Consider the following 24,836-nt stretch of genomic DNA (forward strand, 5'->3'; position numbering starts at 1 on the left):
CGCCGAAGTCGGTGGCGATGCCGGCCAGCCCGTCGGCGTAGCCCTGCCCGACGGCACGGGCCTTCCAGACGCCGTTGCGCCGGTAGATCTCGATCACCACGAGGGCCGTCTCGGAGCCGAGGCCCGGCGGGGTGAAGGTGGCGAGGACCGAGCCGCCGTCCGCGTCGCGCAGCGTGGCGGTGGGCTCGATGCCCTGGAAGGTCTGGCCTGCCGCGTCCGGGCTGGCCGTCACCACGATCTTCTCGATGGCCGGGGGGACGGCGGCGGTGTCCACGGTGACGGAGTCGGGAGCCGTCCCGCCGCCCGAACGGTACGTCACGCCCGGTCCTGACGGCTGGTTGTAGAAGATGAAGTCGTCGTCCGAGCGCACCTTGCCGTCGGCGGTGAGCATCAGGCCCGAGACGTCCAGCCGCACCGGTGCGGTGACCTCGACCGTCACACGGGCGGGATTGAGGGGGATGTTCGAGCCAGGGGTCATAGCGGTCATGTGAGGAAGAACGACCGGGACCCTTTTACCGTTCCCTTACCGGCCGAACGGGTGGTCCGGACGGGTCGGGAGGGGCAGGGCGCCCGGGCCCCGGGAGTGCGCGCTCGGCGCCCGCTCCTGCATTCCGCGTCGACGGACGGGGTCCGGCAGGCCGGCATCGTCCGGTGAATTGGAAGGGCAATTCAGGAGCTTATTCACCGCGCGTTTCCCTTTCGATCATGCCCAATCGGCAGAAGGCCAAACGTCAAGGTTCTGCGAAGATCGTGGGAGCGATCCACGGGTGCGGAGTCAGTGTTACGTCAATGTAATCAGGCTCACAATGTGGCCGTTACGTCCCGTTTGTGCCGGGCGAAACTTCGCATAACAGCCTTCATGGCGACCTCTGCTGCGCGCCCGCGTGATACCACAGCGGGTCCGGGCCGCGTAACCCCGAGCGGGAATGCATTTCTCTTTTCCGCTGGGTAGGTTCATTTCGCATGACTGCCCTTCAAGCAGCCCCGACGACGCAGACGACGACGACTTCCGAATTCCCCGGCGGATTCCGTGACGGATTCCGCGTCGAACGCCCGAACGTGGCCGACGGCGCCGCCCTGTGGCGCATCGCCCGTGACTCCCGGACGCTCGACCTCAACTCGTCCTACAGCTACCTGCTGTGGTGCCGTGACTTCGCCGCCACCTCCGCGGTGGCCCGCTCCGAGGACGGCCGGGCGGCCGGCTTCGTGACCGGTTTCCTTCGCCCCGAGGACCCCAGGGTCCTCCTGGTGTGGCAGGTGGCCGTGGACGAGCGCTACCGCGGCCACGGACTGGCCGGCCGGATGCTCGACGAGCTGGTGGCCCGGATCGACCGCGAGAGCGAGCTCGGCGTGGACACCGTGGAGACCACCATCACCCCGGGCAACCAGGCCTCCGAGCGCCTCTTCGCCTCCTTCGCCGCCCGCCACGGCGCCCAGGTGACCCACGAGGTCCTGTTCGCCGGCGAGCAGTTCCCGGCCGAGGGAGAGGCCCACGCCCCCGAGGTCCTGCACCGCATCGCACCGCTGTGAGCCACCGCCGGAGGCTGCCCCCACCGCCGGCGGCGGCTCCCGCGCCCCGGAACACCGGCCCGCCGGCCCGTGCGGCCCTGCCCCTTCCGACTTCCCCGACGTCTCCGACTTCCCACGAGGAGCTCCACGCCGTGACCGTCACCCAGCCCGACCTGACCGTCTTCGAGACCCTGGAGTCCGAGGTGCGCAGCTACTGCCGCGCCTGGCCCACCGTGTTCGACCGCGCCCGGGGCAGCCACATGTACGACGAGGAGGGCCGCGCGTACCTCGACTTCTTCGCCGGCGCCGGCTCGCTGAACTACGGCCACAACAACCCGGTGCTCAAGCGCGCCCTGCTGGACCACCTGGAGCGGGACGGCGTCACCCACGGCCTGGACATGTCGACGACGGCCAAACGGTCCTTCCTGGAGACCTTCCACCGCCTCGTGCTCCAGCCCCGCCACCTGCCCTACAAGGTGATGTTCCCCGGTCCGACCGGCACCAACGCCGTCGAGTCGGCGCTCAAGCTGGCCCGCAAGGTGAAGGGCCGCGAGTCGGTCGTCTCCTTCACCAACGCCTTCCACGGCATGTCGCTGGGCTCGCTCGCCGTCACCGGCAACGCCTTCAAGCGGGCCGGCGCCGGCATCCCGCTGGTGCACGGCACCCCGATGCCGTTCGACAACTACTTCGACGGCACGGTCCCCGACTTCCTGTGGTTCGAGCGCCTCCTGGAGGACCAGGGCTCCGGCCTCAACAAGCCCGCCGCCGTGATCGTGGAGACCGTGCAGGGCGAGGGCGGCATCAACGTGGCCCGCCCGGAGTGGCTGCGCGCCCTCGCCGAGCTGTGCGAGCGGCAGGACATGCTGCTGATCGTCGACGACATCCAGATGGGCTGCGGCCGCACCGGCGCCTTCTTCTCCTTCGAGGAGGCCGGCATCACCCCGGACATCGTCACCGTCTCCAAGTCCATCAGCGGCTACGGCCTGCCGATGTCGCTCTGCCTGTTCAAGGGCGAGCTGGACGTGTGGGAGCCGGGCGAGCACAACGGCACCTTCCGCGGCAACAACCCGGCCTTCGTCACCGCCACCGCCGCCCTGGAGGCGTACTGGTCGGACGGCTCCGCCCTGGAGAAGCAGACCCTGGCCCGCGGCCTGCAGGTCGACCAGGCGCTGGCCCAGATCACCGCCGAGAACCGCCCCGACGTCAAGGAGTACCGCGGCCGCGGCCTCGTGTGGGGCCTGGAGTTCCGCGACAAGGAGCGGGCCGGCCGGGTGGCGCGCCGCGCCTTCGACCACGGCCTGCTCATCGAGACCTCCGGCCCGGAGAGCGAGGTCGTCAAGCTGCTCCCCGCACTGACGATCACGCCCGACGAGCTGGACGAGGGCCTGCGCGTCCTCGACCGGGCCGTACGGGAGACGGCGTGACGCGCCGTCCCAGCCCCCGCACGACCGCCGCAACGATCACCGGAGAGGTGAGCACAACACCGTGATAGTCCGATCCTTCAAGGAGCTCGAGGGCACCGACCGGCACGTGAAGGCCGCCACCGGTACCTGGGAGAGCAAGCGCATCGTCCTGGCCAAGGAGGGCGTCGGCTTCTCCGTGCACGAGACGGTCCTCTACGCGGGCACCGAGACGACCATGTGGTACGCCAACCACATCGAGGCCGTCGTCTGCACCGAGGGCGAGGCCGAGCTCACCGACGAGACCACCGGTGAGAAGTACCTGATCACGCCCGGGACCATGTACCTCCTGAACGGCCACGAGAAGCACACCATGCGGCCGAGGACGGACTTCCGCTGCATCTGCGTCTTCAACCCGCCCGTGACCGGACGGGAGGACCACGACGAGAACGGCGTCTACCCCCTGATCACCGAGGAGGTCTGAGCACGTGTCCACCGCGACGACCGCACCCGCCGGAAACGGCGTCACCGACCTTTACCCCACGCGCGGCGCCCGGGAGGTGACGGTTCCCCGCCAGGACCCCGTCGTCTGGGGCAGCCCGGACGCACCAGGCCCGATCCAGCCGCAGGACCTCGGCGCCTTCGAACGCGACGGCTTCCTGGCGGTCGACCAGCTGATCACCCCGGAGGAGGTCCAGGTCTACCGCCGTGAGCTGGACCGCCTGGTGGCCGCCCCGGAGATCCGCGCCGACGAGCGCTCGATCGTCGAGCCGCGCACCCAGGAGATCCGCTCCGTCTTCGAGGTGCACCGGATCAGCGAGCTCTTCGCCCACCTGGTCGCCGACGAACGCGTCGTCGGACGGGCCCGTCAGATCCTGGGCTCGGACGTCTACGTCCACCAGTCGCGGATCAACGTCAAGCCCGGCTTCGGGGCCTCCGGCTTCTACTGGCACTCCGACTTCGAGACCTGGCACGCCGAGGACGGTCTGCCGAACATGCGGACCGTGTCGGTGTCGATCGCGCTCACCGAGAACTTCGACACCAACGGCGGCCTGATGATCATGCCGGGGTCGCACAAGACCTTCCTCGGCTGCGCGGGCGCCACCCCGAAGGACAACTACAAGAAGTCGCTGCAGATGCAGGACGCGGGCACCCCGTCCGACGAGGCGCTCACCGCTCTCGCCGGGCAGCACGGCATCAAGCTCTTCACGGGCAGGGCCGGGGCGGCGACCTGGTTCGACTGCAACTGCATGCACGGGTCGGGCGACAACATCACGCCCTTCCCGCGCAGCAACGTCTTCGTCGTGTTCAACAGCGTGGAGAACGCCGCCGTCGAGCCGTTCGCCGCGCCGGTGCGGCGCCCCGCCTTCCTCGGGGCCCGCGACTTCACACCGGTGCGCTGAGCAGGCCGCGTTCCCCCCGGGCGCGCCGGGCCTTCCTTCCGCCCGGCGCGCCCGAGGCGTTCGCCGCGCCGGGTGTCCAGCACGCCGGGCCGCTCAGCGTTCCAGGGCGTCGAGCAGGCGGTCGACGTCCGCGGGGCCGTTGTAGAGGTGGAAGGACGCCCGCAGACTGCCCGCGCGGTCGGAGACCTCGATCCCCGCCGCGGACAGCGCGGTCCGCCGACCGCCCAGCCCCGGCACCGACACGATCGGCGAGCCCGGCGAGGGCAGCGGCTCGTGGCCCAGCCGCAGCAGACCCTCGCGGAAGCGGTCCGCCAGCGCCAGGTCGTGCCGGCGGACCGCCTCGACCCCCACTTCCTCCACCAGTGCCAGGGACCGCGCCCCGGCCACGCAGGCGACGCTCTGCGGCTCGTCGAACCGCCGTGCCGTGCCCGCCAGTTCGGCCACCGGCCCGTAGCAGCTCGCCCACGGGTCCTCGCCCGCCACCCAGCCGGCCGACAGCGGCAGCAGCCCGCCGAAGTCCTCCGGGACGGTCAGGAACGACAGGCCGAACATGCCGCACAGCCACTTGTGCGTGACGGTGACGGTGAAGTCGTACTCCCCGGCGTCCAGCGGGAGCCAGCCCGCCGCCTGGGACACGTCCAGGCAGATCCGCGCCCCGTGCGCCGAGGCCGCGGCCCGCAGCGCCGGCAGATCGACCAGGCGGCCGTCGGCCGACTGCACGGCGCTCACCGCCACCATCGCAGTCCCCGGACCGACCTCCTCGGGGATCCGCTCCAAGGGCACCGTCCGGACCTTCAGGTCGCCGCGCACGTGGAAGGGGTTGACCAGCGAGCTGAAGTCGCCCTCCGCCGTGAGCACCTCGGCACCGGCCGGCAGCGAGGCCGCGATCAGCGCGCAGTACCCCACCACCGAGGTGCCGACGGCCACCCGGTCGGCCCTCACGCCCATGATCCGGGCGTAGGCGGCCCTGGCCTCGTCGACGGGCCCGAAGAAGTCGGGGGGCAGACCCGCGGCGCCCTCGTCCAGGGCGGCACGGACGGCGCGGGCGGAGCGGGCCGGGATCAGGCCGACCGCGGCGGTGTTCAGGTACACGCGCGCCGGGGCGAACTCGGACGCGACGACAGGGGCATGGTCGAGGTTCGGCATGACACTCACGATGCATCCCCGGCCGCTCCCCGTCCACGGCGCGTCACCGCGCGGCGCGGCACGCGCCCGGCATGCCGCAACGGGCCCGGGCGTGCGCCGTCACCACGGGGGACGGCGCACGCCCGTCCGTCACCGCCGCGGGACCTCGCAACCGTCGGGGCCGCAGGCGTCCCCGTCGGAGAGCACCGTCAGCGGCGACCGCTCGCCCCACGCCTGGGTGAGGGCCTGGGAGAACAGCTCCACCGGCTGCGCGCCGGACACCCCGTACCGGCGGTCGATGACGAAGAACGGGACGCCGGAGACGCCCAGTTCGGCCGCCTCCTGCTCGTCGGCCCGCACCTCGCGGGCGTACGCCGACGGGTCGCCCAGCACCTCGCGCACCTCGTCCTCCGCCAGGCCGGCCCGCACGGCCAGCTCGACCAGGTACTCGTCGGCGTCGCCGAAGACCGAACGCTCCTCGGCGAAGTTGGCCCGGTAGAAGAGGTCCAGCAGCTCGCTCTGGCGGCCCCGCTCCTTCGCCAGCTGCAGCAGCCGGTGCAGGTCGAAGGTGCCGCCGTGGTCACGGCCCTCGGACCGGTACGGCAGGCCCTCGCCGGCCGCCTGGGCAGCCAGGTTCGCCTCCCCGGCCGCCGCCTGCTCCTCGCTCATCCCGTACTTCTTGGCCAGCAGCCCGAGGACCGGTTCCACGTCCCCCTTGGCGCGCCCCGGGTCCAGCTCGAACGACCGGTGCACGACCTCGACGTCGTCACGGTGCGCGAAGGCGTCCAGCGCCTTCTCGAAACGGGCCTTCCCGACATAACACCAGGGGCACGCGATGTCGGACCAGATCTCCACACGCACGGGGGCACTCCATCAAGCAGGGGGCAGTTCTCCGTGCGGAAACCGTTCGCCCGGCCGCCGCATTCCCGGGCACCCGCCCCTCGCGGTCCCGGGGCCCGGGCGGCGCGCCCGCGAAGGCCGGGGCCGAACCCGCGCGGCCCCGAGGATCCGCCGGCACCCGCGCGGGCCCCATGGACGCAGGTCCGGGCCGACGGCACCGTCGTGGACTCGACAGGTAGGGGCCCGGGACCCACCGGCGCGGGCCCGGGACCCACCGGCGCGGCCGGTCGCGGGGCTCACCGACACGGCCGCCCGGGCCGCCAAGGCGGCCTCGCGCGGGGGCGGACCGGTGCGGGGGCCTACTTCCAGGCGCCGGCGGCTGCCCGGAGCGCGCCCGCGAGGTCCACCTCGGCGCCGCGCTCCGCCAGCGCCGCGCCCAGCGCGGCCAGGCTGCCCTGGACGGCGCCCGGCGTGGCGTCCCGGCCGTAGTGGTTGACCCGGATCATCTCCGAGGCGAGCGCGCCGCCACCCGCCGCCAGCGGCAGCGCGGGGTCGGCAGCCAGCGCCCGCGCGACCAGCTCGGAGGCCACCACCCCGGCGGGGGTGCGCAGCGTGGTCGCCACCGGGGCGGCGTCCCGCGCGTCGTGGACGTACGGCTCCAGCCCGCCGCCCAGCGCCACCGCGCCGGCCCGGGTCGCCGCGGCGGCCGACGCGTGGCGGGCCATCAGCGCCTCCAGGCCCTCGCCCTCGACCCGCTCCACGCAGGCCTCGAGCGCCAGCATCTCCAGCTGCGCCGGGGCGTGCAGCAGCGCGGTGCGGCCGCGGTCGATCCACCGCTCCTTCCAGTCCAGCAGCGACAGGTAGGAGTGGCGGGGCGCCTTCGGGTTGGCGGCCATCCGCGCCCAGGCCCGCTCGCTCACCGACACCGCGGACACGCCCGCCGGGCCGCCCAGCGCCTTCTGCGCGCCGATCACGCACAGGTCGACGCCCCACGCGTCGGTCAGCACCGGCTCCGCGCCGACGGAGGCCACCGCGTCCAGGTACAGCAGCGCGCCGTGCTCCCGGACCACCTCACCGATCTCCCCGACCGGGTTGGTGTTGCCGGTGGCCGCCTCGGCGTGCACCAGCGAGACGAAGTCGATCTCCGGGTGCTCGGCCAGCGCCTCGCGGATCTGCCCCGCGGTCACCGCGGTGTGGAAGGGCACCGCCAGGTCGTGCACCGTCGCGCCGCAGTCGCGCAGCCAGTCGCCGAAGGTCTGCCCGTACGGACCGGTGACGACGTTCAGCGCCACCGTCCCCGGACCCGCGCAACCGCGGATCGCGCCCTCCAGCGGCAGCAGCGCCTCGCCCTGGGTGATGACGACGTCGTTGCGGGTGCCGAGCAGCCGCGCCACCCGGTCCGCGACGTCGGCGAAACGGGCGGCGCTGAGCGGCGCCAGGTCCAGGAAGGGGTGGGTCACGGTGGTGCTCTCTTCGCTCAGGAACTGCGGGGGACTGGCACGTACGCCGCGCGCGGGCCGATCGGGAAGGCCCGGCGCGGGAAAGGCCGATGCGCCCTGAGGGTAACCGGTACCCGGGCGGGGCAGCGGACGGACCGGTTCCGGCCGCCCTCGGTACGGCCGCGGACACCCGCGGAGAACGGCCCGGCAACAGCCGGTGAACTCTCACGCCCGCCGTCGCCCACGGCCTCCCGACGGCCCGAGGCCGACCGTACGTTGTCCCCACCATGGACACGTTCCCCTGGGAGATCACCCTCACCGTGCTCGGCGTCGTCATCCCGACGGCGGCCGGCGTGTACGAGTTCTTCTTCATCGGCAGGAGGCGGCTCGGCTACCGCATCCAGATGGACACCCGGGCGTTCGGCGGCGAGTTCGCCGGCGCACGGCACCCCTCGCTGGTCCTGGTCCGGATCGAGAACAACGGCTCGGTCCCCGTCGACGTCGACGACTACATGGAGACCGACCCGGTGGGGCTGTCCGTGCGCTTCCCCCGCCGCCGGGTCGTGCGCGCCTTCGACCCCGCCCGGCGCGGCCCCAGTTCGCCCACCAACGCCATACCCGAGCTCAACGGGGACCCCGGGCGTGAGGAACCCGACGTACTGCGGCTGCCCCGGGTGCCGCTCAACCGCAACGAGCACTACAAGGTGCTCGTCCTGCTCGACGAACTCGACCCGGACGCCGCGCCCGACCGGGACGGCGACGCGTCCGACGCGGTGATGGAGAGCCGGATCAAGGGCGGCCGGGTCATCCGCACCCGGTACCGCTCCGGCGTGTCCCGGGGCGTGGTCGCGCTGATCACCGTGATGGCCTCGCTGATCGTCGCGCTGTACTACGTGTCCGGCGAGGACTCCGCCGCCGCCGTGGACTGCGCCTCCGGGAAGCTCACCGTGGTCGGCTCCACCGCCTTCCGTCCCGTGGTGGAGAAGGCCGCCGAGAGCTACCTGCGGGCCTGCGACGGCGCCCCCGGCGAGGTCGAGATCGACGTCCGGGCCACCGGCAGTCAGGAGGGCGTCCGTGCCCTCGACGAAGCCGGACGCCGCGCCGGCGAGGAGGGCCCGGCGATGCTCGCCTTCTCCGACGGGCCGAAGGGCGAGGGCCACCCGCAGCTGCTGCCCCGCCCCGTGTCGTTCTCCCTCCTCACCCTGGTCGTCAGCAAGGACGCCGGGGTCCAGGACCTGACGCCGGCACAGATCCGGCGCGTCTACGCGGGCCGGTACCGCAACTGGAAGGACGTCGGCGGCAACGACCTGCCGATCGCCCTGGTCGGCCGCTACTCGAGTTCCGGCAGCCGGCGCGCCCTGGAGGAACGCGTCCTCGGCGGCGCCACCGAGCCCAACGTCACCTCCCAGGACTGCCGCCGGCGGGTCGCCCGCCCCGACAACCCCACGCTGCGCTGCGAACGCGGCTCCACGACGGAGGTCCTGGACACCGTCGCCACCGTCCCGGGCGCCCTCGGCTACGCGGAGGCCCACGCGGCCGCCGCCGATGCGGACCGCCTCCACCTGGTCCGCATCGGCGGCCACCCGGCAGAACCGGACGCCGCGGACCGCGGCGTCTACCCGTTCTGGGCGACGGAGTACGCGTACACCTACGGGCAGCCGCCGGCCGACTCCCTGACCGCCGGGTTCCTGCGGTACATCACCCTGGAGGTCGGTCAGGACGTGATCCGCGAGTACGGCCAGCGGCCCTGCGCGGACCTCGCCAACCCGCGGCTGTGCCGCCCCTCATGACGGAGCGGGACCGGGGGATCTAGGGTGCGGGGCATGAGCGATCACGCGGTGCTGCGGGTGAAGGGGAGGGTGCTGGTCGGGCCCGAGGAGGTCCTCGACGAGATCTGGGTGGTCGGCGGGCGGATCAGCCTCGACCGCCCGGCCGGGGCCCGGGACGTCCGCACGGTCGAGGGCTGGGTCCTGCCCGGGCTGGTCGACGCCCACTGCCACGTCGGACTCGGCCCCCACGGCGCGGTGCCGGACGACGTCGCGGAGAAGCAGGCGCTGACCGAACGGGAGGCCGGGGCACTGCTCCTGCGGGACGCCGGATCGCCCGCCGACACCCGGTGGACCGACGACCGCGAGGACCTGCCGAAGATCATCCGGGCCGGGCGGCACATCGCCCGCACCCGGCGCTACATCCGCAACTTCGCCTGGGAGATCGAGCCGGAGGACCTGGTCGCGTACGTCGCCCAGGAGGCCCGGCGCGGCGACGGCTGGGTGAAGCTGGTCGGCGACTGGATAGACCGCGGCGAGGGCGACCTCGCGCCCTGCTGGCCCCGCGGGGCCGTCGAGGCCGCGATCGCCGAGGCGCACCGGCTGGGCGCGCGGGTCACCGCGCACTGCTTCGCCGAGAACTCGCTGCGGGACCTGGTCGAGGCGGGCATCGACTGCGTCGAGCACGCCACCGGGCTCACCGAGGAGACCATCCCGCTCTTCGCGGAACGGGGCGTGGCCATCGTCCCGACCCTGGTCAACATCGCCACCTTCCCGCACCTGGCGGCGGGCGGGGAGGAGAAGTTCCCGCGCTGGTCCGCCCACATGAGGCGGCTGCACGAGCGGCGCTACGACACGGTGCGCTCCGCCTGGGACGCCGGCGTGCCGGTGTTCGTGGGCACCGACGCCGGAGGGTCGCTGCCGCACGGGCTGGTCGCGGAGGAGGTCGCCGAGCTGGTGCGGGCCGGCATCCCGGCCGCCGACGCCGTCGGGGCCGCCTCGTGGACCGCACGGTCCTGGCTCGGCCGGCCCGGCATCGAGGAGGGCGCCCCGGCGGACCTGGTCGTCTACGACGCCGACCCCCGCCAGGACGTCACCGCCCTCGCCGCACCCCGCCGCGTCGTCCTCGACGGCCACGTGGTGGCGTGAGCCGAGCGTGAAGGCCGGGGCCCTCCACGGAGGCCCCGGCCGAGAACGGCGGCGGGGGAGGGGAGTTACTCCCCGACCCCCGCGAGGTCCCGCAGACGCCGGCCCTGCGCGGCCCGCTCCGCCGCCCGCTGCTCGTCGAACGAGCGGCCCGCCGCGCCCTGCAGCAGCGCCTTCGTCTCGATCACCGCGTCGCGCGGTGCGGCCAGCAGCGCCGCGACGAGATCACGCACCGTGTCGTCCAGCTGCTCCCGCTCCACCGCGAGGTTGGCCAGACCGCTGGTGACCGCCTCCTGGGCCGTCACGAACCGTCCGGTGGCGCAGATCTCGAGCGCACGGGCGTATCCCACGAGCGCCACCAACGGCTGCGTGCCGGTGAGGTCGGGCACCAGGCCCAGGCTGGTCTCGCGCATGGCGAACTGCACGTCGTCCGCGACGACCCGCAGGTCACAGGCGAGGGCGAGCTGGAATCCGGCGCCGATGGCGTGCCCCTGCACGGCCGCGACGGTGACGATGTCGCTGCGGCGCCACCAGGTGAACGCCTCCTGGTACCCGGCGATGATCGCGTCCATCTCGGCGTCGCCGCCGCGGGCCATGTCCAGGAAGGACGGCTCGCCGGGGAAGCCCTCGGGCGTGAACGCCTGGCGGTCGAGTCCCGCGGAGAAGGACTTGCCCTCACCGCGCAGCACGACCACCCGGACGTCGCCCGGGAGCGCCCGGCCGGCCTCCGCGAGGGCCCGCCACAGGGCAGGGCTCTGCGCGTTGCGCCGGGCCGGGTTGGTCAAGGTCACCGTCGCGGTCTCACCGTCGACGACGAGCCGGACTCCGTCCTGGTCGAGGACAGGGTCGAGCGAAGTCATGACGCCTCCGAATGGGTGCGGTCGTCCGACGCGTCCCCGTGAGACGCGCCGGTAAGTGACTGCACAGTAACCACCCGGCCGGTCGGGGGACCGACCGGGTGGCCGCCGTTCATCGGAGCCGACGGCTGCCCGGCCTCAGGCCGACTGCGCCTTCTTGCCACGCGTCGCCCCGCCACGCCCACGGAGCGTGACACCCGACTCGCTGAGCATCCGGTGCACGAAGCCATACGAGCGGCCGGTCTCTTCGGCCAGCGCCCGGATGCTCGCACCGGAGTCGTACTTCTTCTTCAGGTCTGCCGCGAGCTTGTCGCGCGCGGCGCCGGTCACCCGGCTGCCCTTCTTCAGAGTCTCGGCCACCCGTGCCTCCTCATGGGAAGTGCGCTCTGGTCCTCTCATGATCACCCCTCCCCGCCGTCCTGGCCACCCATTCGGCAAGGTCCGTGCGACCGGCTTTTGACGACAGGAGTGTGTGCGCACAATCGGAATGCGTCATTCTGTCGACCGGTACCCGCACAGCTGAGCGGTATTCCGGACGAATCAGCAGGTCACGGATGTAAAGCGGCCGGGCTCCCCGCAGGAGGGAGCCCGGCCGAAAATGCATGCACGACACACCTGGGTACCAGGTGTTCTCACACAGATGATGGAGCGGGGATCGTCCGAATGATCCAATACGGGTCAGGCGAGCGCCACCAGGTCGGCGTACGAGGCGCCCCAGAGATCCTCGATGCCGTCCGGGAGCAGAATGATCCGCTCCGGCTGGAGGGCCTCCACCGCGCCCTCGTCGTGGGTCACCAGCACCACCGCGCCCTTGTAGGTGCGCAGTGCCCCGAGGATCTCCTCGCGGCTGGCCGGGTCGAGGTTGTTGGTGGGCTCGTCCAGCAGCAGCACGTTGGCCGAGGAGACGACCAGCGTCGCCAGGGCGAGACGGGTCTTCTCGCCGCCGGAGAGGACGCCGGCCGGCTTGTCGACGTCGTCGCCGGAGAACAGGAACGAGCCGAGCACCTTGCGGACCTCGACCAGGTCAAGGTCGGGCGCCGCCGAGCGCATGTTCTCCAGCACCGAGCGCTCCGGGTCCAGCGTCTCGTGCTCCTGGGCGTAGTAGCCGACCTTCAGGCCGTGCCCGGGGACGATCCGGCCGGTGTCGGGCTGCTCCACCCCGGCCAGCATGCGCAGCAGGGTGGTCTTGCCCGCGCCGTTGAGGCCCAGGATGACGACGCGTGAGCCCTTGTCGATGGCCAGGTCGACGTCGGTGAAGATCTCCAGCGAGCCGTAGGACTTGGACAGCTCCTCGGCCATCAGCGGAGTCCTGCCGCAGGGCGCGGGCTCCGGGAAGCGGAGCTTGGCGACCTTGTCGGACTGGCGGGCGTCCTCGAGGCCGGAGAGCAGCCGCTCGGCGCGGCGGGCCATGTTCTGCGCGGCGACCGTCTTGGTGGCCTTGGCGCGCATCTTGTCGGCCTGGGCGTTGAGCGCCGCGGCCTTCTTCTCGGCGTTCTGGCGCTCGCGCTTGCGGCGCTTCTCGTCCGCCTCGCGCTGCTGCTGGTAGAGCTTCCAGCCCATGTTGTAGACGTCGATGGCGGCCCGGTTGGCGTCCAGGTAGAAGACCTTGTTGACGACCGTCTCGACCAGCTCGACGTCGTGGGAGATCACGACGAAGCCGCCGCGGTAGCTCTTCAGGTAGTCGCGCAGCCAGACGATCGAGTCCGCGTCGAGGTGGTTGGTCGGCTCGTCGAGCAGCAGGGTGTCGGCGTCCGAGAACAGGATGCGGGCCAGCTCGATACGACGGCGCTGACCGCCGGACAGGGTGTGCAGCGGCTGGCCGAGCACCCGGTCGGGCAGATTGAGGGCGGCGGCGATGGTGGCGGCCTCCGCCTCGGCGGCGTACCCGCCCTTGGTGAGGAACTCGGTCTCCTGGCGCTCGTACTGCTTCATCGCCTTATCGCGCGTGGAGCCCTTGCCGCTGGCGATGCGCTCCTCGTTCTCGCGCATCTTGCGCAGCAGCACGTCGAGCCCGCGGGCGGACAGGACACGGTCGCGGGCGAGCACGTCGAGGTCACCGGTACGGGGGTCCTGCGGGAGGTAGCCGACCTCGCCGGAGCGGGTGACGCTGCCGGCGGCGGGGATGCCCTCGCCCGCCAGGACCTTGGTGAGGGTGGTCTTGCCGGCTCCGTTGCGGCCGACCAGGCCGATGCGGTCGCCCTTGGCGACGCGGAAGCTGGCGGACTCGATGAGGACGCGGGCGCCGGCACGCAGTTCGATACCGGTGGCGGTGATCACGGTCAGACTCCAGGGCGTGAGGAAGGGCGGACGGTCTTCGCGGAGGCGTACCGCCGTCTAATGCGCGAGGAGAAAGGCCATGCCCAAAAGTCTAACGGGCGGATGCAAGCAGATTTCCCGGCGTGCGGTGTCGGACCCGGGTGCCAGACTGTGCAACAGGTCACACAAAACCGACATCCGAGGCAGGTGGCAGCCATGGCCGAATCCCGAGGCGGACCCTGCGGTCTGTGCCCGACGCTGCTCTACGCGGACGCCAGGGCGGCGGTGCGGCAGCTGACCGAGGCCCTGGGCTTCCGGCAGCTCGCCCTGCACGAGGGCGAGGGCGGCACGGTGGCGCACGCCGAGCTCGCCCAGGGCGGCGGGGTGGTGATGCTCGGCTCCAAGGACAACGGCGGGGTCTTCGCCCGGACCATGCGGGACGCCGGCCCGGCCGGGGTCTACGTGGTCGTCGAGGACGTCGACGCCCACCACGCCCGCGCCGTGGAGCACGGCGTGGAGATCCTCACGGCGCCGGCCGACCAGGACTACGGCTCGCGGGACTACATGGCCCGGGACCTCGAGGGCAACGTGTGGAGCTTCGGCACGTACGCCCCCGGGACACCGGCCTGAGCCACCCGTCCCCGCGCCGGGTCACCCCGCGCGGCGACGCGGGGCGGCCGGCACGGGCGCAGACGTCCAGCCCGGGGCGTCGGCCACGCGGCCCGGCGCGGCGGACGGCGGTCAGCCGCCCCCGGTGTGCACCTGGAAGGCCGCCCGGCGCACGGCCCTGGCCAGTGCCGGGTCCGGGTGGGCCGCGGCCAGCGCCACCAGCACCTGCACGGTGCGCGGGTGGCCGACGGCGCGGACCTCCTCCAGCAGCTGCGGCACGGTCGGCTGCATCGCCGACTCCAGGTGGCGCACCAGCATCGGGCCCTCGCCGTGGTCGGCCACCGCCGCCGCGGTGTCGACCCACAGCCAGGTGGCCTCCTCCCGGGTGAGCACCTCGTGGGCGTCCTCGGCGTCGGCGCCCTCGTGCACGGCGAGCCACAGCAGCGCGTAGGGCCGCAGCACCGCCTCGGCGGCCGCGGCGCGGACCTCCGCCTCGGCGGGGGCGCCGACGACCCGCAGCGCGTCGAAGGCCAGGCCCCGCAGCAGGGCGTCCTCGCCTCGGGCGGCGGCCAGCAGCTCGGCGACCGCGCTGCCCACCGGCCGGGCCGCCAGCCACGCCTGGTACTCGGCGCGGGCCGCGTTGGGCCGCAGCCGGGCGCAGCCGCGCAGCATGTCCTCGGCGGCCTGTTCGATGTTGCCCGCCGGGCTCTGCGCGGCCACGCAGATCTGCTCGAGCTTGACCCAGACCGCCCAGCTGCCCAGCGGGGTGAGCGTGGCCTGCCGGGCCGGCCCCTCGTCCTCCAGCTCCAGGGCGCCCACGCCGGCCAGCGCGCCCAGCGCCCAGTCCAGCAGCGGGGCGAACTCGTCCGCCGTGACGGGCCGGGGGGCCGTCCGCTCCTCGGGCAGCGGCGGCGAGGCCGTCGGCTCGGTGGGCGGCTCGGAGGGGTGGGCGTCGGGGGTCGCCGTGTAGGGGACCTCGCAGCGCTCGGTGCGCAGCTCGGTGACCCGCTGCCCGAGCAGGTCGAGGAGCTGCTCCACGGGCACCGGTCCGGCCGACAGCTGGAGGAAGGAGAGCACCTGGGGCATCGCCGAGACGGTGTCGGACACCGCGGAGTGCTGCAGGTCGTCGGGCTCGGGGCAGGCCAGCGACCAGGCGTCGAAGAGGGCGACCCAGCCGCGCAGCACGGCGCTGTCGTCGCGGTCCCAGGCGCGCAGCCGCCAGCCGGGGCGGGCGTCGGCGCCGTGCACCTCGACCAGTCCGGCCAGCCGGGCGATGTCCCAGTCGGAGCGGACCCGCTCGACGCTCAGCCCGAGCTCCCGGGCGGCGCGGGCGGCGGTCGGGTCGGAGAGCGTGCCCTTGCCGTCGGGGGTGCCGCCCTCGGTGCCGGGGCCCAGCGCCGCGTCGGCCCAGCGGGCCACGCGGACCGGGCCGGTCAGCCGGGCGCGGGCCATGGCGGCCAGCGCGGAGCGGGGCGGCGTCCCCTCGGGTGGCCGGGGCGCCGGCCTCGGGGCACGCCGCTGGTCCGTCACTCGGGGGGCGGCGGCCAGGGGTCGGGTACGGACGAGTCGAAGCCTGGAGTCGCGCGGGTTACGGGACGTCACGGGGGCAGTCTCTCGGGTGGGGGACCGAAAACCCAAACGGAACGTCCGGTCGGCCTTCGGAACGGTGCCTCCGAAGGCCGACCGGGGCGTCACATGAAGGGCGTGAGGAAGCGGCGCACGGCCTCTTCGTACCGGTTCGGGTCGCTGTTCCACATCGCCGCGTGCGGCGCGTCGTGGAAGGTCCGCAACGTCACGAGCTGCGGCAGGCGGTCGGCGAGGGAGCGGGACAGCTCCCAGTCGGCCACCTCGTCGTCGGGCCCGTGCAGGATCAGCGTGGGCGTCCGCAGCGGTTCCGGGGCGTCCCAGGCGGGGTCCTCGTGGGCCTGCAGCCTGCCGCGCGCCGCGCGCACCGCCAGCGGCAGCAGGGCGCGGGGCACCCCGCGGGCGGAGGCCAGGGTGCGCGCCGTCGCCTCCCAGTCCAGCACCGGCGAGTCCAGCACCAGTCCGGCGATCCGGCTCCGCAGCGGCGAGCGCTGGGCGGCGCGCAGCGCCATGGTCGCGCCGGCCGACCAGCCCAGCAGGACCACCCGGCGCGCGCCGAAACGGACCGCGTAGCGGATCGCGGCGTCCAGGTCGCGCCACTCGGTCTCGCCGAAGTGGAACCGGCGGTCGGGGGAGCGCGGGGCGTCCGGGTCGCCGCGGTGGGCCAGGGCGAGCACGGCGAAGGCCTGGTCGTGGAAGAAGGGGAGCAGGTTGAGCACCTGTTCACGGGTGGAGCCCAGGCCGTGGGCGGCGATCACCCAGGTGGAGCGCTGCCCCGGCATGAACCAGGCGGGCAGCATGCCCAGCTCGCCGGGGACCTCCACGTCCGCGTAGGTCAGGTCCAGGGCGGTCACCGGGTTGCCGACGCGCAGCGAGGGGGTGAGCCACACGCGGTCGCCGGGGCGGAAGGAGCCCCGCTGCACGCTCCGCAGGCCGCGGACGACCGCGTCCGCGGCGTGCGCGACGTCCTCGCGGACCGGGCCGACCACGGCGTGCGCACCGCCGGCCCCGCCGTCCTTGCCGATGAGCCCGTAGTACCCCGGGCGCAGAGCCGCCAGGTCACGGGTGAGGCTGATCCAGTCCTCGCCGACGGCGTGCACGGTGAGGTGGGGTTCCGTGGGCAGCGGGCGGTCCGGCGGCGTCTTGAGCGCGGCGTCGCCCGCCAGCCGTCCGGCGGCCACCGCGGCCGCCGCTCCGGCGACCGCCGTGACGGCTGTAGCGGCCTTGATGTTCACAGTGCGCACCTGACCAGTTTCACGGAGCTCCCCAGACCTCGCCACCGCAAGCCGCGTCGGGCTTCCTCGCACGCTCGTGTGCCCCGTTCCGGCGCTGTCAGCCCTCGGCGGGCCGCCCGTAGTGCCGCAGGCGCTCCGCGGTCTCGGTCAGCTGCGCGGGCGTCAGGAGGGTGGGGGAGCGCCCCGGGACGGAGGAGGCGAGCAGCCACAGGCGGCACATCCACTCCAGCTGGGCGGTGCGGTCGTACGCCTGGTCGAGGTCGTCGCCGCAGGCCACCGTGCCGTGGTTGCGCAGCAGGCAGGCCGTGCGGTCCCGCAGCGCCTCCACGGCGTACGCGGCGAGCTCCTCGGTGCCGTAGGCCGCGTAGGGGGCGACCCGGACCGGGCCGCCGAGCGCCGCCGTCATGTAATGGACCGGCGGCAGTTCGTCGACCAGCGTGGAGACGGCCGTGGCGTGCACCGCGTGGGTGTGCACCACGGCCCCGGCGCCGGTGGCGCGGTGGACGGCGAGGTGCAGCGGCAGCTCGCTGGTCGGCTCGGCGCTCCCCAGCACCCGGCGCCCGTCGAGGTCCACGCCGAGCACGTCGCCGGGCCCCAGGCGGTCGTAGGGCACCCCGGAAGGGGTGACCAGCAGCGTGTCGCCGACGCGCACCGAGAGGTTGCCCGAGGTGCCGACCACCAGGCCCTCCTCGGCGGTGCGGCGGGCGGCGGCCACCAGCCGCCGCCAGGCCTGTGCCGTTTCGTCCGGTACGCTCGTCCGCTCGGTGTCGCGCATGGCGGGAATCCTGCCACCTCTCACGGCCCCTGCCGCGGCCGTGACAAGGATCTCCCCGGCGACGCCGGATCCGTCGCGCCGCGGCGGGCCCGCGAGGGTCGTCGGGAGGCCCGGAGGGCTTGCGGCCGTTGGGTTGTACCGACAGGTCGACACCTCCGGCCGGTGGCGCGGGGCGGCGGTCCTCGATCCCCGTGGGGCCCACATGGGTGACCGTAAACCGCACGTAGGGCGTCAGTTCACCTTCCGTTCACCCTGGTTACCTACGTTCGAATCGCCAACGACGTCGAACGATTGCCTGGGTAAATGGAAAGCTTCTCGCTGATCCTCGCGATTGTGGTGATCACCGCTCTCGCGTTCGATTTCACGAACGGTTTCCACGACACCGCCAACGCCATGGCCACCACGATCTCCACCGGCGCCATGAAGCCGAAGATCGCCGTGGCCATGTCCGCCGTGCTGAACCTTGTGGGTGCTTTCCTCTCCGTGGAGGTCGCCAACACGATCTCCAAGGGACTCGTCGACGAGTCGGGGATCCAGCCCGAGGTGATCTTCGCGGCCCTGGTGGGCGCCATCCTCTGGAACCTGGTGACCTGGCTGGTCGGTCTGCCGTCCAGCTCCTCGCACGCCCTCATGGGCGGTCTGCTGGGCGCCACCGTCGCCTCCGCCGGCTTCGGCGCGGTCAACGGCGGCACGCTGGTCACCAATGTGCTGATCCCGGCTCTCGCCGCCCCGGTGGTGGCCGGCATCGCCGCCACGGTCGGCACGCGGATGACCTACAAGCTCGGCTCGAGGACCGAGGAGCGGACCGCCAAGAAGGGCTACCGCGCCGGACAGATCGCCTCAGCGGCCCTGGTCTCCCTCGCCCACGGCACCAACGACGCCCAGAAGACCATGGGTGTCATCACCCTGGCCCTGGTCACCGGCGGCGTGCTCGTCCCGGACTCCGACCCGCCGGTGTGGGTCATCGCCTCCGCGGGCCTGGCCATCGCGCTCGGCACCTACCTCGGCGGCTGGCGCATCATCCGCACCATGGGCAAGGGCCTGACCGACCTGCAGCCGCAGCAGGGCTTCGCCGCCCAGACCTCCGCCGCCACGGTCATCCTGGCCTCCTCCCACCTGGGCTTCTCGCTCTCCACCACGCACTCCGTCTCGGGCGCCGTGATGGGCGCCGGCCTCGGCCGCAAGGGCGGCGTGGTCCGCTGGTCCACCGCCGGCCGGATGCTGGTCGCCTGGCTGCTCACCCTGCCGGCCGCCGCGCTGGTCGCCGCGGGCGCCGAGTACGTCACCCAGCAGGGCACCTGGGGCACCGTGGTGGTGGCCGTCTTCCTGGTCGGCTCCAGCCTCGGCATCTGGCTGCTCTCCCGCCGTGAGGTCGTCGACCACACCAACGTGAACCAGGTCGAGGAGGAGGGGATCGTCGCCGACGCCGTCGCCGCGGTCGGCGTGCCCCCGACCCTCGCGGTCGAGGAGGAACTCGGCCGCGTGATGCCCGCCCAGGCCACCGGCCCCGCCGTCGGCCTCGACGAGAAGCACGCGACCTCGCCCGCCAAGGTCTGACGACCTCCGGCGCACTCCCCAGCGAACCAGGAAGAGAAGCAGCATGAACATCGACTGGGCGGCTCTCGGCTCCGTCTTCGGGGTCAGCCTCGTGGCCACCGTGGTCCTGGTGGGCCTGTTCACCCTCGGCATCGCCGGCCTCTCCCAGAAGGAGAAGGCGGCCCGCACCGGGGGCACGGCCCCCCTCGCGGTCACCGGCGCCTACCTCAGCTTCGCCGGCTGCGCGGCGGCGGTGGCGTTCGGCATCTACCTGATCGTCGCCTGACCCTCCCGGTCGGGCACGACAGCGCACGGCAATCGCCCGGGGGCCCGGCGGAGACACGCTCTCCGCCGGGCCCCCGGGCGTTCCCCGCCGCCTGCCGTCCCGGCCTACTCCACCGCGGTGACCAGCACCGCCACCGCGGCCTGCGGCAGCACCCGCGTCACCGCCGCACGCACGTCGAGCGCCACGTCCAGCGGCCGCCGCGCCCGGCTCACCGCCACGTCCACCCGGACCAGGCGCCGCCCGGTCCCCGCCTCCTCGGACAGGTGCAGGCCGCGCCGCACCGGGCCTCCGGGCACCACCGGCATCCCGCGCGGCTCCAGCACGCCCGGCACCGCCCGCACCGTCACGTCGACGAGCGCCTCGTCGCCGCCGATCGGCGCCTGGTGGGCCCCGGCCGGACGGGCCGGACCCGGGGGCCCGGGGAGCTCGTCCTCGTCCTCCTCGGCCTCCGCGTCACCCGAACGGGCGTCCTCGCCGGTAAGAAGATCTGCCACCTCCAGATCGACCGTCCCGACGAGCAGCCCCAGCTCGTCCGCGGCCGCGGAGACCGCCTCCCGCAGCCGGCGCGCGGCCTCGGTCACCGGTTCGCCGCCCCCCACCGAGGAGGCGGCCTCCGCGGCGAAGACGGCCACCACCCGCAGCGGGCCCGCCGCCACCGCCGCCTCGGGGGCGGGCGGCGCGGGGCGCTGCGCCGTCCCGCCCGCGGGCGCGATCCGCAGGCTCCGCAGGCGGATCCCGGGCACTTGGCGCGCCGCCTGCCGCAGCGCCGTCCCGGCCGGGCGCGCGGCGATCCACAAGCCGTCCTCAGGCCCGCCCAGCGGCAGCGGCCTGCCGAGTCCGGTCCGGCGCCGGACCGTCCCGGCCAACTCCTGAGAGGTTCTTCTCGCATGGGAGGTCATTCCTCCACCTTGCCGTATCCACACGGCGAGTCACGGAAACGCCACTTAGCGTTGTCACAGGAGGACGACCGAAAGGACGTACGGCTATGAGCGAGACGACGAACGCCATCGGCGCCGCGGGCACCCGCGGCCGCACGACGATCGCCGACGGAGTGGTCGAGAAGATCGCAGGTCTGGCGGCCCGCGACGTGATGGGCGTGCACGCGATGGGCAGCGGCACCTCCCGGGCCTTCGGCGCGATGCGCGAGCGCGTCCCGGGCGGAGGCGGCACGAAGTCCGTCTCCCGCGGCGTGAAGGCCGAGGTCGGCGAGGTGCAGACCGCGCTCGACCTGGAGATCGTCGTGGACTACGGCGTCTCCATCACCGACGTGGCCCGCGACGTCCGGGAGAACGTTGTCGCCGCCGTGGAGCGGATGACCGGCCTGCAAGTGGTCGAGGTCAACATCGCGGTGAGCGACGTGAAGCTCCCCGACGAGGAGGACGAGTCCGCGCCGGAGCCCAGGATCCAGTGACCCGCTCCGCGAGGTCCGGTCGCGCGGCCCGGTCCGATGGGCTGTGGCCGACGGGACGGAGGCCGAGGACGATGAGGAGCGCACGATGAGGAGCGCACGATGAACATGGCCGTGATCGGCATGATCGCCGGGATGGCGCTGGGTTTCGCCGGCTACTTCGGTGGCTTCGGAGCCTTCCTGCTGGTGGCGGCGCTGGGCGCCGTCGGATTCCTGGTCGGCAGGTTCCTCGAGGGGGACCTGGACGTGGGTGACCTGTTCCGTCCCCGTGGCGACCGGCGGAGGTGACGGGTGCCCGCTTCGATCTCGGCCCCCCGCCGCCCGGAGAACGCTCCGGGCGGCGGCCCGGCCTCCGTGCCCGCCGGCGAGCGGGGCGAGACCCGGCTCGCGGACCGTGTGGTGGCGCGGATCGCCGCCCAGAGCGCACGCGAGGCGCTGGAGTTCCTTCCCGCCGACGCGGTGCCGCCCTACGCCACCGTGCGCCTGCACCAGGACGCCGGGACCGCCCGAGTCGACCTCGGCCTCGAACTGGCCTATCCGTCCGACATCGCCGGGCAGTGCCGGGCGGTGCGCCGCCGCGTCACCGAACGGGTGGCGGCGCTGACCGGACTGAAGGTCCTGGAGGTCGCGGTGCACGTGGAACGCCTGTACACCGTCCGGGGAGCACTGCGATGAGCGACACGACGACGGAAGAACGGCCGTCCGAGCAGCCGCCGCAGGCCCCGGACACCGGGGCCACGGTGGTCGAGCCCGGGGCCACCGGACGGTTCTGGTCCACCCGGCGCCGGCCCTCCGCCGTGGCCGCGCTGGTGCTGCTGGCCGCCTCGGTGCTGCTCCTGTCCGACCTGGCGGCGGTCCGCGCCGGACGCTCCGTGACGGCGGTGCGCCGCAGCCTCGCCCGGGAGCTGTCCGAGCGGCCGCTGGACGATGTGTGGGTGCTGGTCGGGGCCGGGGTGGCGGCCGCCCTCGGGCTCTGGCTGCTCATTCTGGCGCTCACCCCCGGCGTCCGGGGCATCCTGCCGATGCGGCGCACCAACCCGGAGATCCGCGCCGGTCTGGACCGCAAGGCGGCCGCCATGGTCCTCAGGGACCGGGCCCTTGAGGTGCCCGCGGTGCAGTCGGCCCGGGTCAAGGTCGGGCGCAGGAAGGCCGACGTGCGCGCGGTGGCGCACTTCAGGGAGCTCGACGAGGTGGGCGCCGACATCCGTGCGCGGCTGGAGGAGGCGGTGCGCGGGCTCGGCCTGTCGCGGCCGCCGTCCCTCGCGGTACGGGTTCGCCGTCCCGAGAGGAAGAAGGGGTGAACGGGGTGCTGCGCATCGTCAACCGGGTGCTGCTGGGGCTGATCGGTCTGGTGCTGCTGGTGCTGGGCGGCTCGGTCCTGGCGATCGGGCTGGGCGCGCCGTCGCCGAGCTGGTGGATCCACCGCGACGAGCACGACGTCCTGCTCACCACGGCGGAGCGGACCAAGTGGCGCGAGGAGGGCTGGTGGTGGCCGGTGGTCTTCGCGGTGCTCGCCGTGCTGGTCGTCCTGGCCCTGTGGTGGCTGACCCGGTCGGTGCAGCGGCACCGGCTGTCGGTGGTGAACGTCGACACGGGCGACGACGAGGGCGCGGCGCTGCGGGCGCGGGCGCTGGAGAGCTCGGTCGCCTCCGAGGCGGCCGACCTGGACGGCGTCGAGCGGGTGCGGGTACGGCTCACCGGGCGGCGGCGGACGCCGCGGGTGCGGATGCGGGTGCGGCTGGAGCCGGACGCGGACCCGGGCCTGACCCTGGACCGCCTCACCTCCGAAACGCTGGCCCACGCCCGCGCCGCGGTGGGCACGACCTCGCTGCCCTCCGAGATCCGCATGCGAGCCCACGCCCACCGCGCCGAACGCGTCTCCTGACCGCCACGCGCCGCACGCAACGCGACGAAGGGGCCCACGGACCGCCCTCCCGGGCGCCGGGGCCCCTTCGCGCGCTCAGAAGCCGCGGCGGACGCCGCCGTCCACCGGGAGCATGATCCCGGTCAGGTAGGACGCGGCCGGCGAGAGGAGGAAGGCGGCCACCCGGCCGAACTCCTCCGGGGTCCCGTACCGGCCCAGCGGGATGCGCGACTCGTTGGCCGCCCGCGTCGCCGCCGGATCGGCGGACAGCGCGTCCAGCTCCCGCACCCGGTCCGTGTCGATCCGCGACGGCAGCACGCCCACCACGCGGACCCCGCGCGGACCGAGCTCGTCGGAGAGGGACTTGGCGAAGCCGGCCAGCCCCGGCCGCAGCCCGTTGGAGATGGTCAGCCCGCCGATCGGCTCGTGCACCGAGGCGGACAGCACGAAGCCGATCACGCCGCCCGCGCCGAGCTCCGCCGCGGCGGCCCTGGCCATCCGCACCGCGCCCAGGAACACCGTCTCGAACGCGCCCAGCCACTGCTCGTCGGTGTTGTCCGCGGCCATCCCGGCCGGCGGCCCGCCCACGCTGATCAGCACGCCGTCGAACCGCCCGAAGCGCTCACGGGCCGCCGCGATCAGCCGCTCGGGCGTGGCGGGGTCGCCGTTGTCGGCGGCCACGCCCACGGCGTTCGCGCCCAGCTCCGCGACCGCCGCGGCGACGGAGTCCTCGTCACGGCCGGAGACGACCACCTTCGCGCCGTCGGCGACCAGTTCGCGCGCGGTGGCGTTGCCCAGGCCGCGGGAGCCGCCGGTGACGACGTAGACACGATCCTTCAGTCCAAGATCCATGCCCACCATCCTGCACCCGGCGCCGCCCTCAGGCGGGGGCCGGGGTGGGCGTCCCCTCCGTGGCGTCCTCGCCGCCGACGCCGCCGGACCCGTCGCCGTCCCCGCCGGAACCCTTCCCGGCCTCCTCGCGGCGCTCCCGCAGCTCGCGCCGGACCAGCACCACCCAGCCGACCGGCACGCCGGCGGTGAACAGCCACCACTGGATCGCGTAGGCCATGTGGTTGCCGATGGAGTCGTGGTCGGGACCGGAGACCGGCTCCGGGCTGCCGTCGGCGGGGGCGGGGGAGACCAGCTCGACGTACCCGCCGAGGACCTCGGCGCCGAGCCGTTCGGCCTCCTGCTCGCTGTTGATCAGCATCACCTGCCGGTCGGGCAGGTCGGAGAGGTTCTTGATACCGCTCTCCGCGGTGGTCTGGTCGGCCATCAGCCGTCCGGTGACCGTCACCTCGCCGCGGGGCGGGGCGGGAATCTCGGGGAACTCCGACTGCCCGCCGTCCGTGGGCACCCAGCCGCGGTTGACCAGCAGGTAGCGCCCGTCGTCCATCCGCAGCGGGGTCAGCACGTGGTAGCCGACCCGGTCGTCCGCGTTGGTACGGCGGCGCACCACCACCTCGCGGTCGGTCTCGAAGACCCCGCGGGCACTCACGCGCCGGTAGTAGAGGTCGCGGTCGACCCGTGCGCCGGGCCGCGTCAGCGACGCGACCGGCACCGGATCGGCCTCCAGGGCCCGCGCGATGCGCTGGTTGGAGGCGACCCGGTCGAAGTGACGGTGCCACTGCCAGAAGCCCAGCTCGATCATCGTGGGGATGAGCGCGAGGGCGACCAGGGTGACGATCACCCACTGCCGGGTCAACAGGAAGCGGTACACAGGACGACGGTAACAATTGCCGCGTCCCGGCCCGCCCCCGGCCCCGGCGGACGGGGGCGGGCCGGGACGCGGCAATTG

The 24,836-nt window shown here is 73.7% G+C and carries 27 protein-coding genes; 14 read left to right on the forward strand and 13 right to left on the reverse strand.

The genetic code is table 11. The annotated features are described in order from the left end of the window. Positions 1-478 (reverse strand): TerD family protein (locus ACOV8S_RS12335; protein WP_448317819.1); only part of this gene is annotated, 478 nt, incomplete at its 3' end. 485 nt (positions 479-963) lie between these two features. Here ACOV8S_RS12335 and ectA point away from each other — a divergent pair. The 4 genes from ectA to thpD all read left to right on the forward strand — a co-directional run bounded on the left by ectA (position 964) and on the right by thpD (position 4,312). After that, entirely contained in the window at positions 964-1,530 is a 567-nt protein-coding gene (gene ectA, locus ACOV8S_RS12340) for a diaminobutyrate acetyltransferase (protein WP_448317820.1), read from the forward strand. 131 nt (positions 1,531-1,661) lie between these two features. Next, the gene (gene ectB / locus ACOV8S_RS12345; RefSeq protein WP_448317821.1) at positions 1,662-2,933 is read left to right on the forward strand and encodes a diaminobutyrate--2-oxoglutarate transaminase; all 1,272 of its coding nucleotides are present in this window, start codon (positions 1,662-1,664) and stop codon (positions 2,931-2,933) included. A gap of 61 nt (positions 2,934-2,994) precedes the next feature. Beyond that, positions 2,995-3,393 (forward strand): ectoine synthase, encoded by a 399-nt coding sequence (locus tag ACOV8S_RS12350; RefSeq protein ID WP_382559271.1) that lies wholly within the window; start codon positions 2,995-2,997, stop codon positions 3,391-3,393. A 4-nt stretch (positions 3,394-3,397) separates the two neighbouring features. After that, the gene (gene thpD, locus ACOV8S_RS12355) at positions 3,398-4,312 is read left to right on the forward strand and encodes an ectoine hydroxylase (protein ID WP_448317822.1); all 915 of its coding nucleotides are present in this window, start codon (positions 3,398-3,400) and stop codon (positions 4,310-4,312) included. Between the two features lie 93 nt (positions 4,313-4,405). Here thpD and ACOV8S_RS12360 read toward each other — a convergent pair whose 3' ends face one another. From ACOV8S_RS12360 to ACOV8S_RS12370, 3 genes are all read right to left on the reverse strand, one after another. Next, complete coding sequence (locus ACOV8S_RS12360) at positions 4,406-5,458, reverse strand: aminotransferase class V-fold PLP-dependent enzyme (RefSeq protein WP_448317823.1); 1,053 nt, start codon at positions 5,456-5,458, stop codon at positions 4,406-4,408. 129 nt (positions 5,459-5,587) lie between these two features. Next, entirely contained in the window at positions 5,588-6,298 is a 711-nt protein-coding gene (locus ACOV8S_RS12365) for a DsbA family oxidoreductase (RefSeq protein WP_448317824.1), read from the reverse strand. A gap of 338 nt (positions 6,299-6,636) precedes the next feature. Beyond that, positions 6,637-7,737, reverse strand: coding sequence for a pyridoxal-phosphate-dependent aminotransferase family protein (locus ACOV8S_RS12370; RefSeq protein WP_448317825.1), 1,101 nt, complete (start codon positions 7,735-7,737; stop codon positions 6,637-6,639). A 266-nt stretch (positions 7,738-8,003) separates the two neighbouring features. Here ACOV8S_RS12370 and ACOV8S_RS12375 point away from each other — a divergent pair, with 266 nt between their 5' ends. Next, positions 8,004-9,506 carry a PstS family phosphate ABC transporter substrate-binding protein gene (locus tag ACOV8S_RS12375; protein ID WP_448317826.1) on the forward strand — a complete coding sequence of 501 codons (1,503 nt, stop codon included), beginning with the start codon at positions 8,004-8,006 and terminating at the stop codon, positions 9,504-9,506. Positions 9,507-9,539: 33 nt separating this feature from the next. Next, positions 9,540-10,631, forward strand: a complete 1,092-nt coding sequence (locus tag ACOV8S_RS12380; protein WP_448317827.1) for an amidohydrolase family protein — start codon at positions 9,540-9,542, stop codon at positions 10,629-10,631. Positions 10,632-10,696: 65 nt separating this feature from the next. Here ACOV8S_RS12380 and ACOV8S_RS12385 read toward each other — a convergent pair whose 3' ends face one another. From ACOV8S_RS12385 to abc-f, 3 genes are all read right to left on the reverse strand, one after another. Continuing rightward, positions 10,697-11,488, reverse strand: coding sequence for an enoyl-CoA hydratase/isomerase family protein (locus ACOV8S_RS12385; RefSeq protein WP_448317828.1), 792 nt, complete (start codon positions 11,486-11,488; stop codon positions 10,697-10,699). 135 nt (positions 11,489-11,623) lie between these two features. Continuing rightward, entirely contained in the window at positions 11,624-11,845 is a 222-nt protein-coding gene (locus tag ACOV8S_RS12390; protein ID WP_030578326.1) for a helix-turn-helix domain-containing protein, read from the reverse strand. A gap of 318 nt (positions 11,846-12,163) precedes the next feature. Continuing rightward, on the reverse strand, positions 12,164-13,762 hold the full coding sequence (gene abc-f, locus ACOV8S_RS12395; protein WP_448317829.1) for a ribosomal protection-like ABC-F family protein: 1,599 nt from the start codon (positions 13,760-13,762) through the stop codon (positions 12,164-12,166). 195 nt (positions 13,763-13,957) lie between these two features. Between abc-f and ACOV8S_RS12400 the strand changes: the two genes are divergently transcribed. Beyond that, complete coding sequence (locus ACOV8S_RS12400; protein ID WP_448317830.1) at positions 13,958-14,371, forward strand: VOC family protein; 414 nt, start codon at positions 13,958-13,960, stop codon at positions 14,369-14,371. A gap of 111 nt (positions 14,372-14,482) precedes the next feature. Here ACOV8S_RS12400 and ACOV8S_RS12405 read toward each other — a convergent pair whose 3' ends face one another. The 3 genes from ACOV8S_RS12405 to ACOV8S_RS12415 all read right to left on the reverse strand — a co-directional run bounded on the left by ACOV8S_RS12405 (position 14,483) and on the right by ACOV8S_RS12415 (position 17,944). After that, positions 14,483-15,952, reverse strand: a complete 1,470-nt coding sequence (locus ACOV8S_RS12405) for a hypothetical protein (RefSeq protein WP_448317831.1) — start codon at positions 15,950-15,952, stop codon at positions 14,483-14,485. An 89-nt stretch (positions 15,953-16,041) separates the two neighbouring features. Further along, on the reverse strand, positions 16,042-17,178 hold the full coding sequence (locus ACOV8S_RS12410) for an alpha/beta hydrolase (RefSeq protein WP_448317832.1): 1,137 nt from the start codon (positions 17,176-17,178) through the stop codon (positions 16,042-16,044). An 88-nt stretch (positions 17,179-17,266) separates the two neighbouring features. Continuing rightward, positions 17,267-17,944, reverse strand: a complete 678-nt coding sequence (locus ACOV8S_RS12415; RefSeq protein ID WP_448317833.1) for a class II aldolase/adducin family protein — start codon at positions 17,942-17,944, stop codon at positions 17,267-17,269. 303 nt (positions 17,945-18,247) lie between these two features. Between ACOV8S_RS12415 and ACOV8S_RS12420 the strand changes: the two genes are divergently transcribed. Both ACOV8S_RS12420 and ACOV8S_RS12425 read left to right on the forward strand, forming a co-directional pair. Then, positions 18,248-19,501 (forward strand): anion permease, encoded by a 1,254-nt coding sequence (locus ACOV8S_RS12420; RefSeq protein WP_448317834.1) that lies wholly within the window; start codon positions 18,248-18,250, stop codon positions 19,499-19,501. Between the two features lie 43 nt (positions 19,502-19,544). Further along, complete coding sequence (locus ACOV8S_RS12425) at positions 19,545-19,766, forward strand: hypothetical protein (protein ID WP_351118167.1); 222 nt, start codon at positions 19,545-19,547, stop codon at positions 19,764-19,766. Positions 19,767-19,870: 104 nt separating this feature from the next. Here the strand turns inward: ACOV8S_RS12425 and ACOV8S_RS12430 are convergent, their stop codons facing one another. After that, positions 19,871-20,665, reverse strand: a complete 795-nt coding sequence (locus tag ACOV8S_RS12430; RefSeq protein WP_448317835.1) for a nucleopolyhedrovirus P10 family protein — start codon at positions 20,663-20,665, stop codon at positions 19,871-19,873. Between the two features lie 86 nt (positions 20,666-20,751). On the opposite strand from ACOV8S_RS12430, the gene ACOV8S_RS12435 reads away from it, so the two are divergent. The 5 genes from ACOV8S_RS12435 (at position 20,752) to amaP (ending at position 23,059) form a co-directional block, all read left to right on the forward strand. Beyond that, a complete protein-coding gene (locus ACOV8S_RS12435; protein WP_448317836.1) occupies positions 20,752-21,177 on the forward strand; it encodes an Asp23/Gls24 family envelope stress response protein in 426 nt (141 codons plus the stop codon). 99 nt (positions 21,178-21,276) lie between these two features. Then, the gene (locus tag ACOV8S_RS12440; protein WP_448317837.1) at positions 21,277-21,462 is read left to right on the forward strand and encodes a hypothetical protein; all 186 of its coding nucleotides are present in this window, start codon (positions 21,277-21,279) and stop codon (positions 21,460-21,462) included. Positions 21,463-21,477: 15 nt separating this feature from the next. Beyond that, positions 21,478-21,849 carry an Asp23/Gls24 family envelope stress response protein gene (locus ACOV8S_RS12445; RefSeq protein ID WP_448317934.1) on the forward strand — a complete coding sequence of 124 codons (372 nt, stop codon included), beginning with the start codon at positions 21,478-21,480 and terminating at the stop codon, positions 21,847-21,849. Further along, the gene (locus ACOV8S_RS12450; RefSeq protein ID WP_448317838.1) at positions 21,846-22,475 is read left to right on the forward strand and encodes a DUF6286 domain-containing protein; all 630 of its coding nucleotides are present in this window, start codon (positions 21,846-21,848) and stop codon (positions 22,473-22,475) included. Before ACOV8S_RS12445 ends, ACOV8S_RS12450 begins: the two co-directional genes overlap by 4 nt. Then, entirely contained in the window at positions 22,472-23,059 is a 588-nt protein-coding gene (gene amaP, locus ACOV8S_RS12455; RefSeq protein ID WP_448317839.1) for an alkaline shock response membrane anchor protein AmaP, read from the forward strand. The genes ACOV8S_RS12450 and amaP overlap by 4 nt, the downstream gene beginning before the upstream one ends. 75 nt (positions 23,060-23,134) lie before the next feature. Here the strand turns inward: amaP and ACOV8S_RS12460 are convergent, their stop codons facing one another. Both ACOV8S_RS12460 and ACOV8S_RS12465 read right to left on the reverse strand, forming a co-directional pair. After that, positions 23,135-23,890, reverse strand: a complete 756-nt coding sequence (locus ACOV8S_RS12460; protein WP_448317840.1) for an SDR family oxidoreductase — start codon at positions 23,888-23,890, stop codon at positions 23,135-23,137. 28 nt (positions 23,891-23,918) lie between these two features. After that, on the reverse strand, positions 23,919-24,758 hold the full coding sequence (locus ACOV8S_RS12465; RefSeq protein WP_448317841.1) for an SURF1 family cytochrome oxidase biogenesis protein: 840 nt from the start codon (positions 24,756-24,758) through the stop codon (positions 23,919-23,921). Between the last annotated feature and the right edge of the window lie 78 nt (positions 24,759-24,836).

Source organism: Streptomyces sp. CO7 (assembly GCF_053474865.1).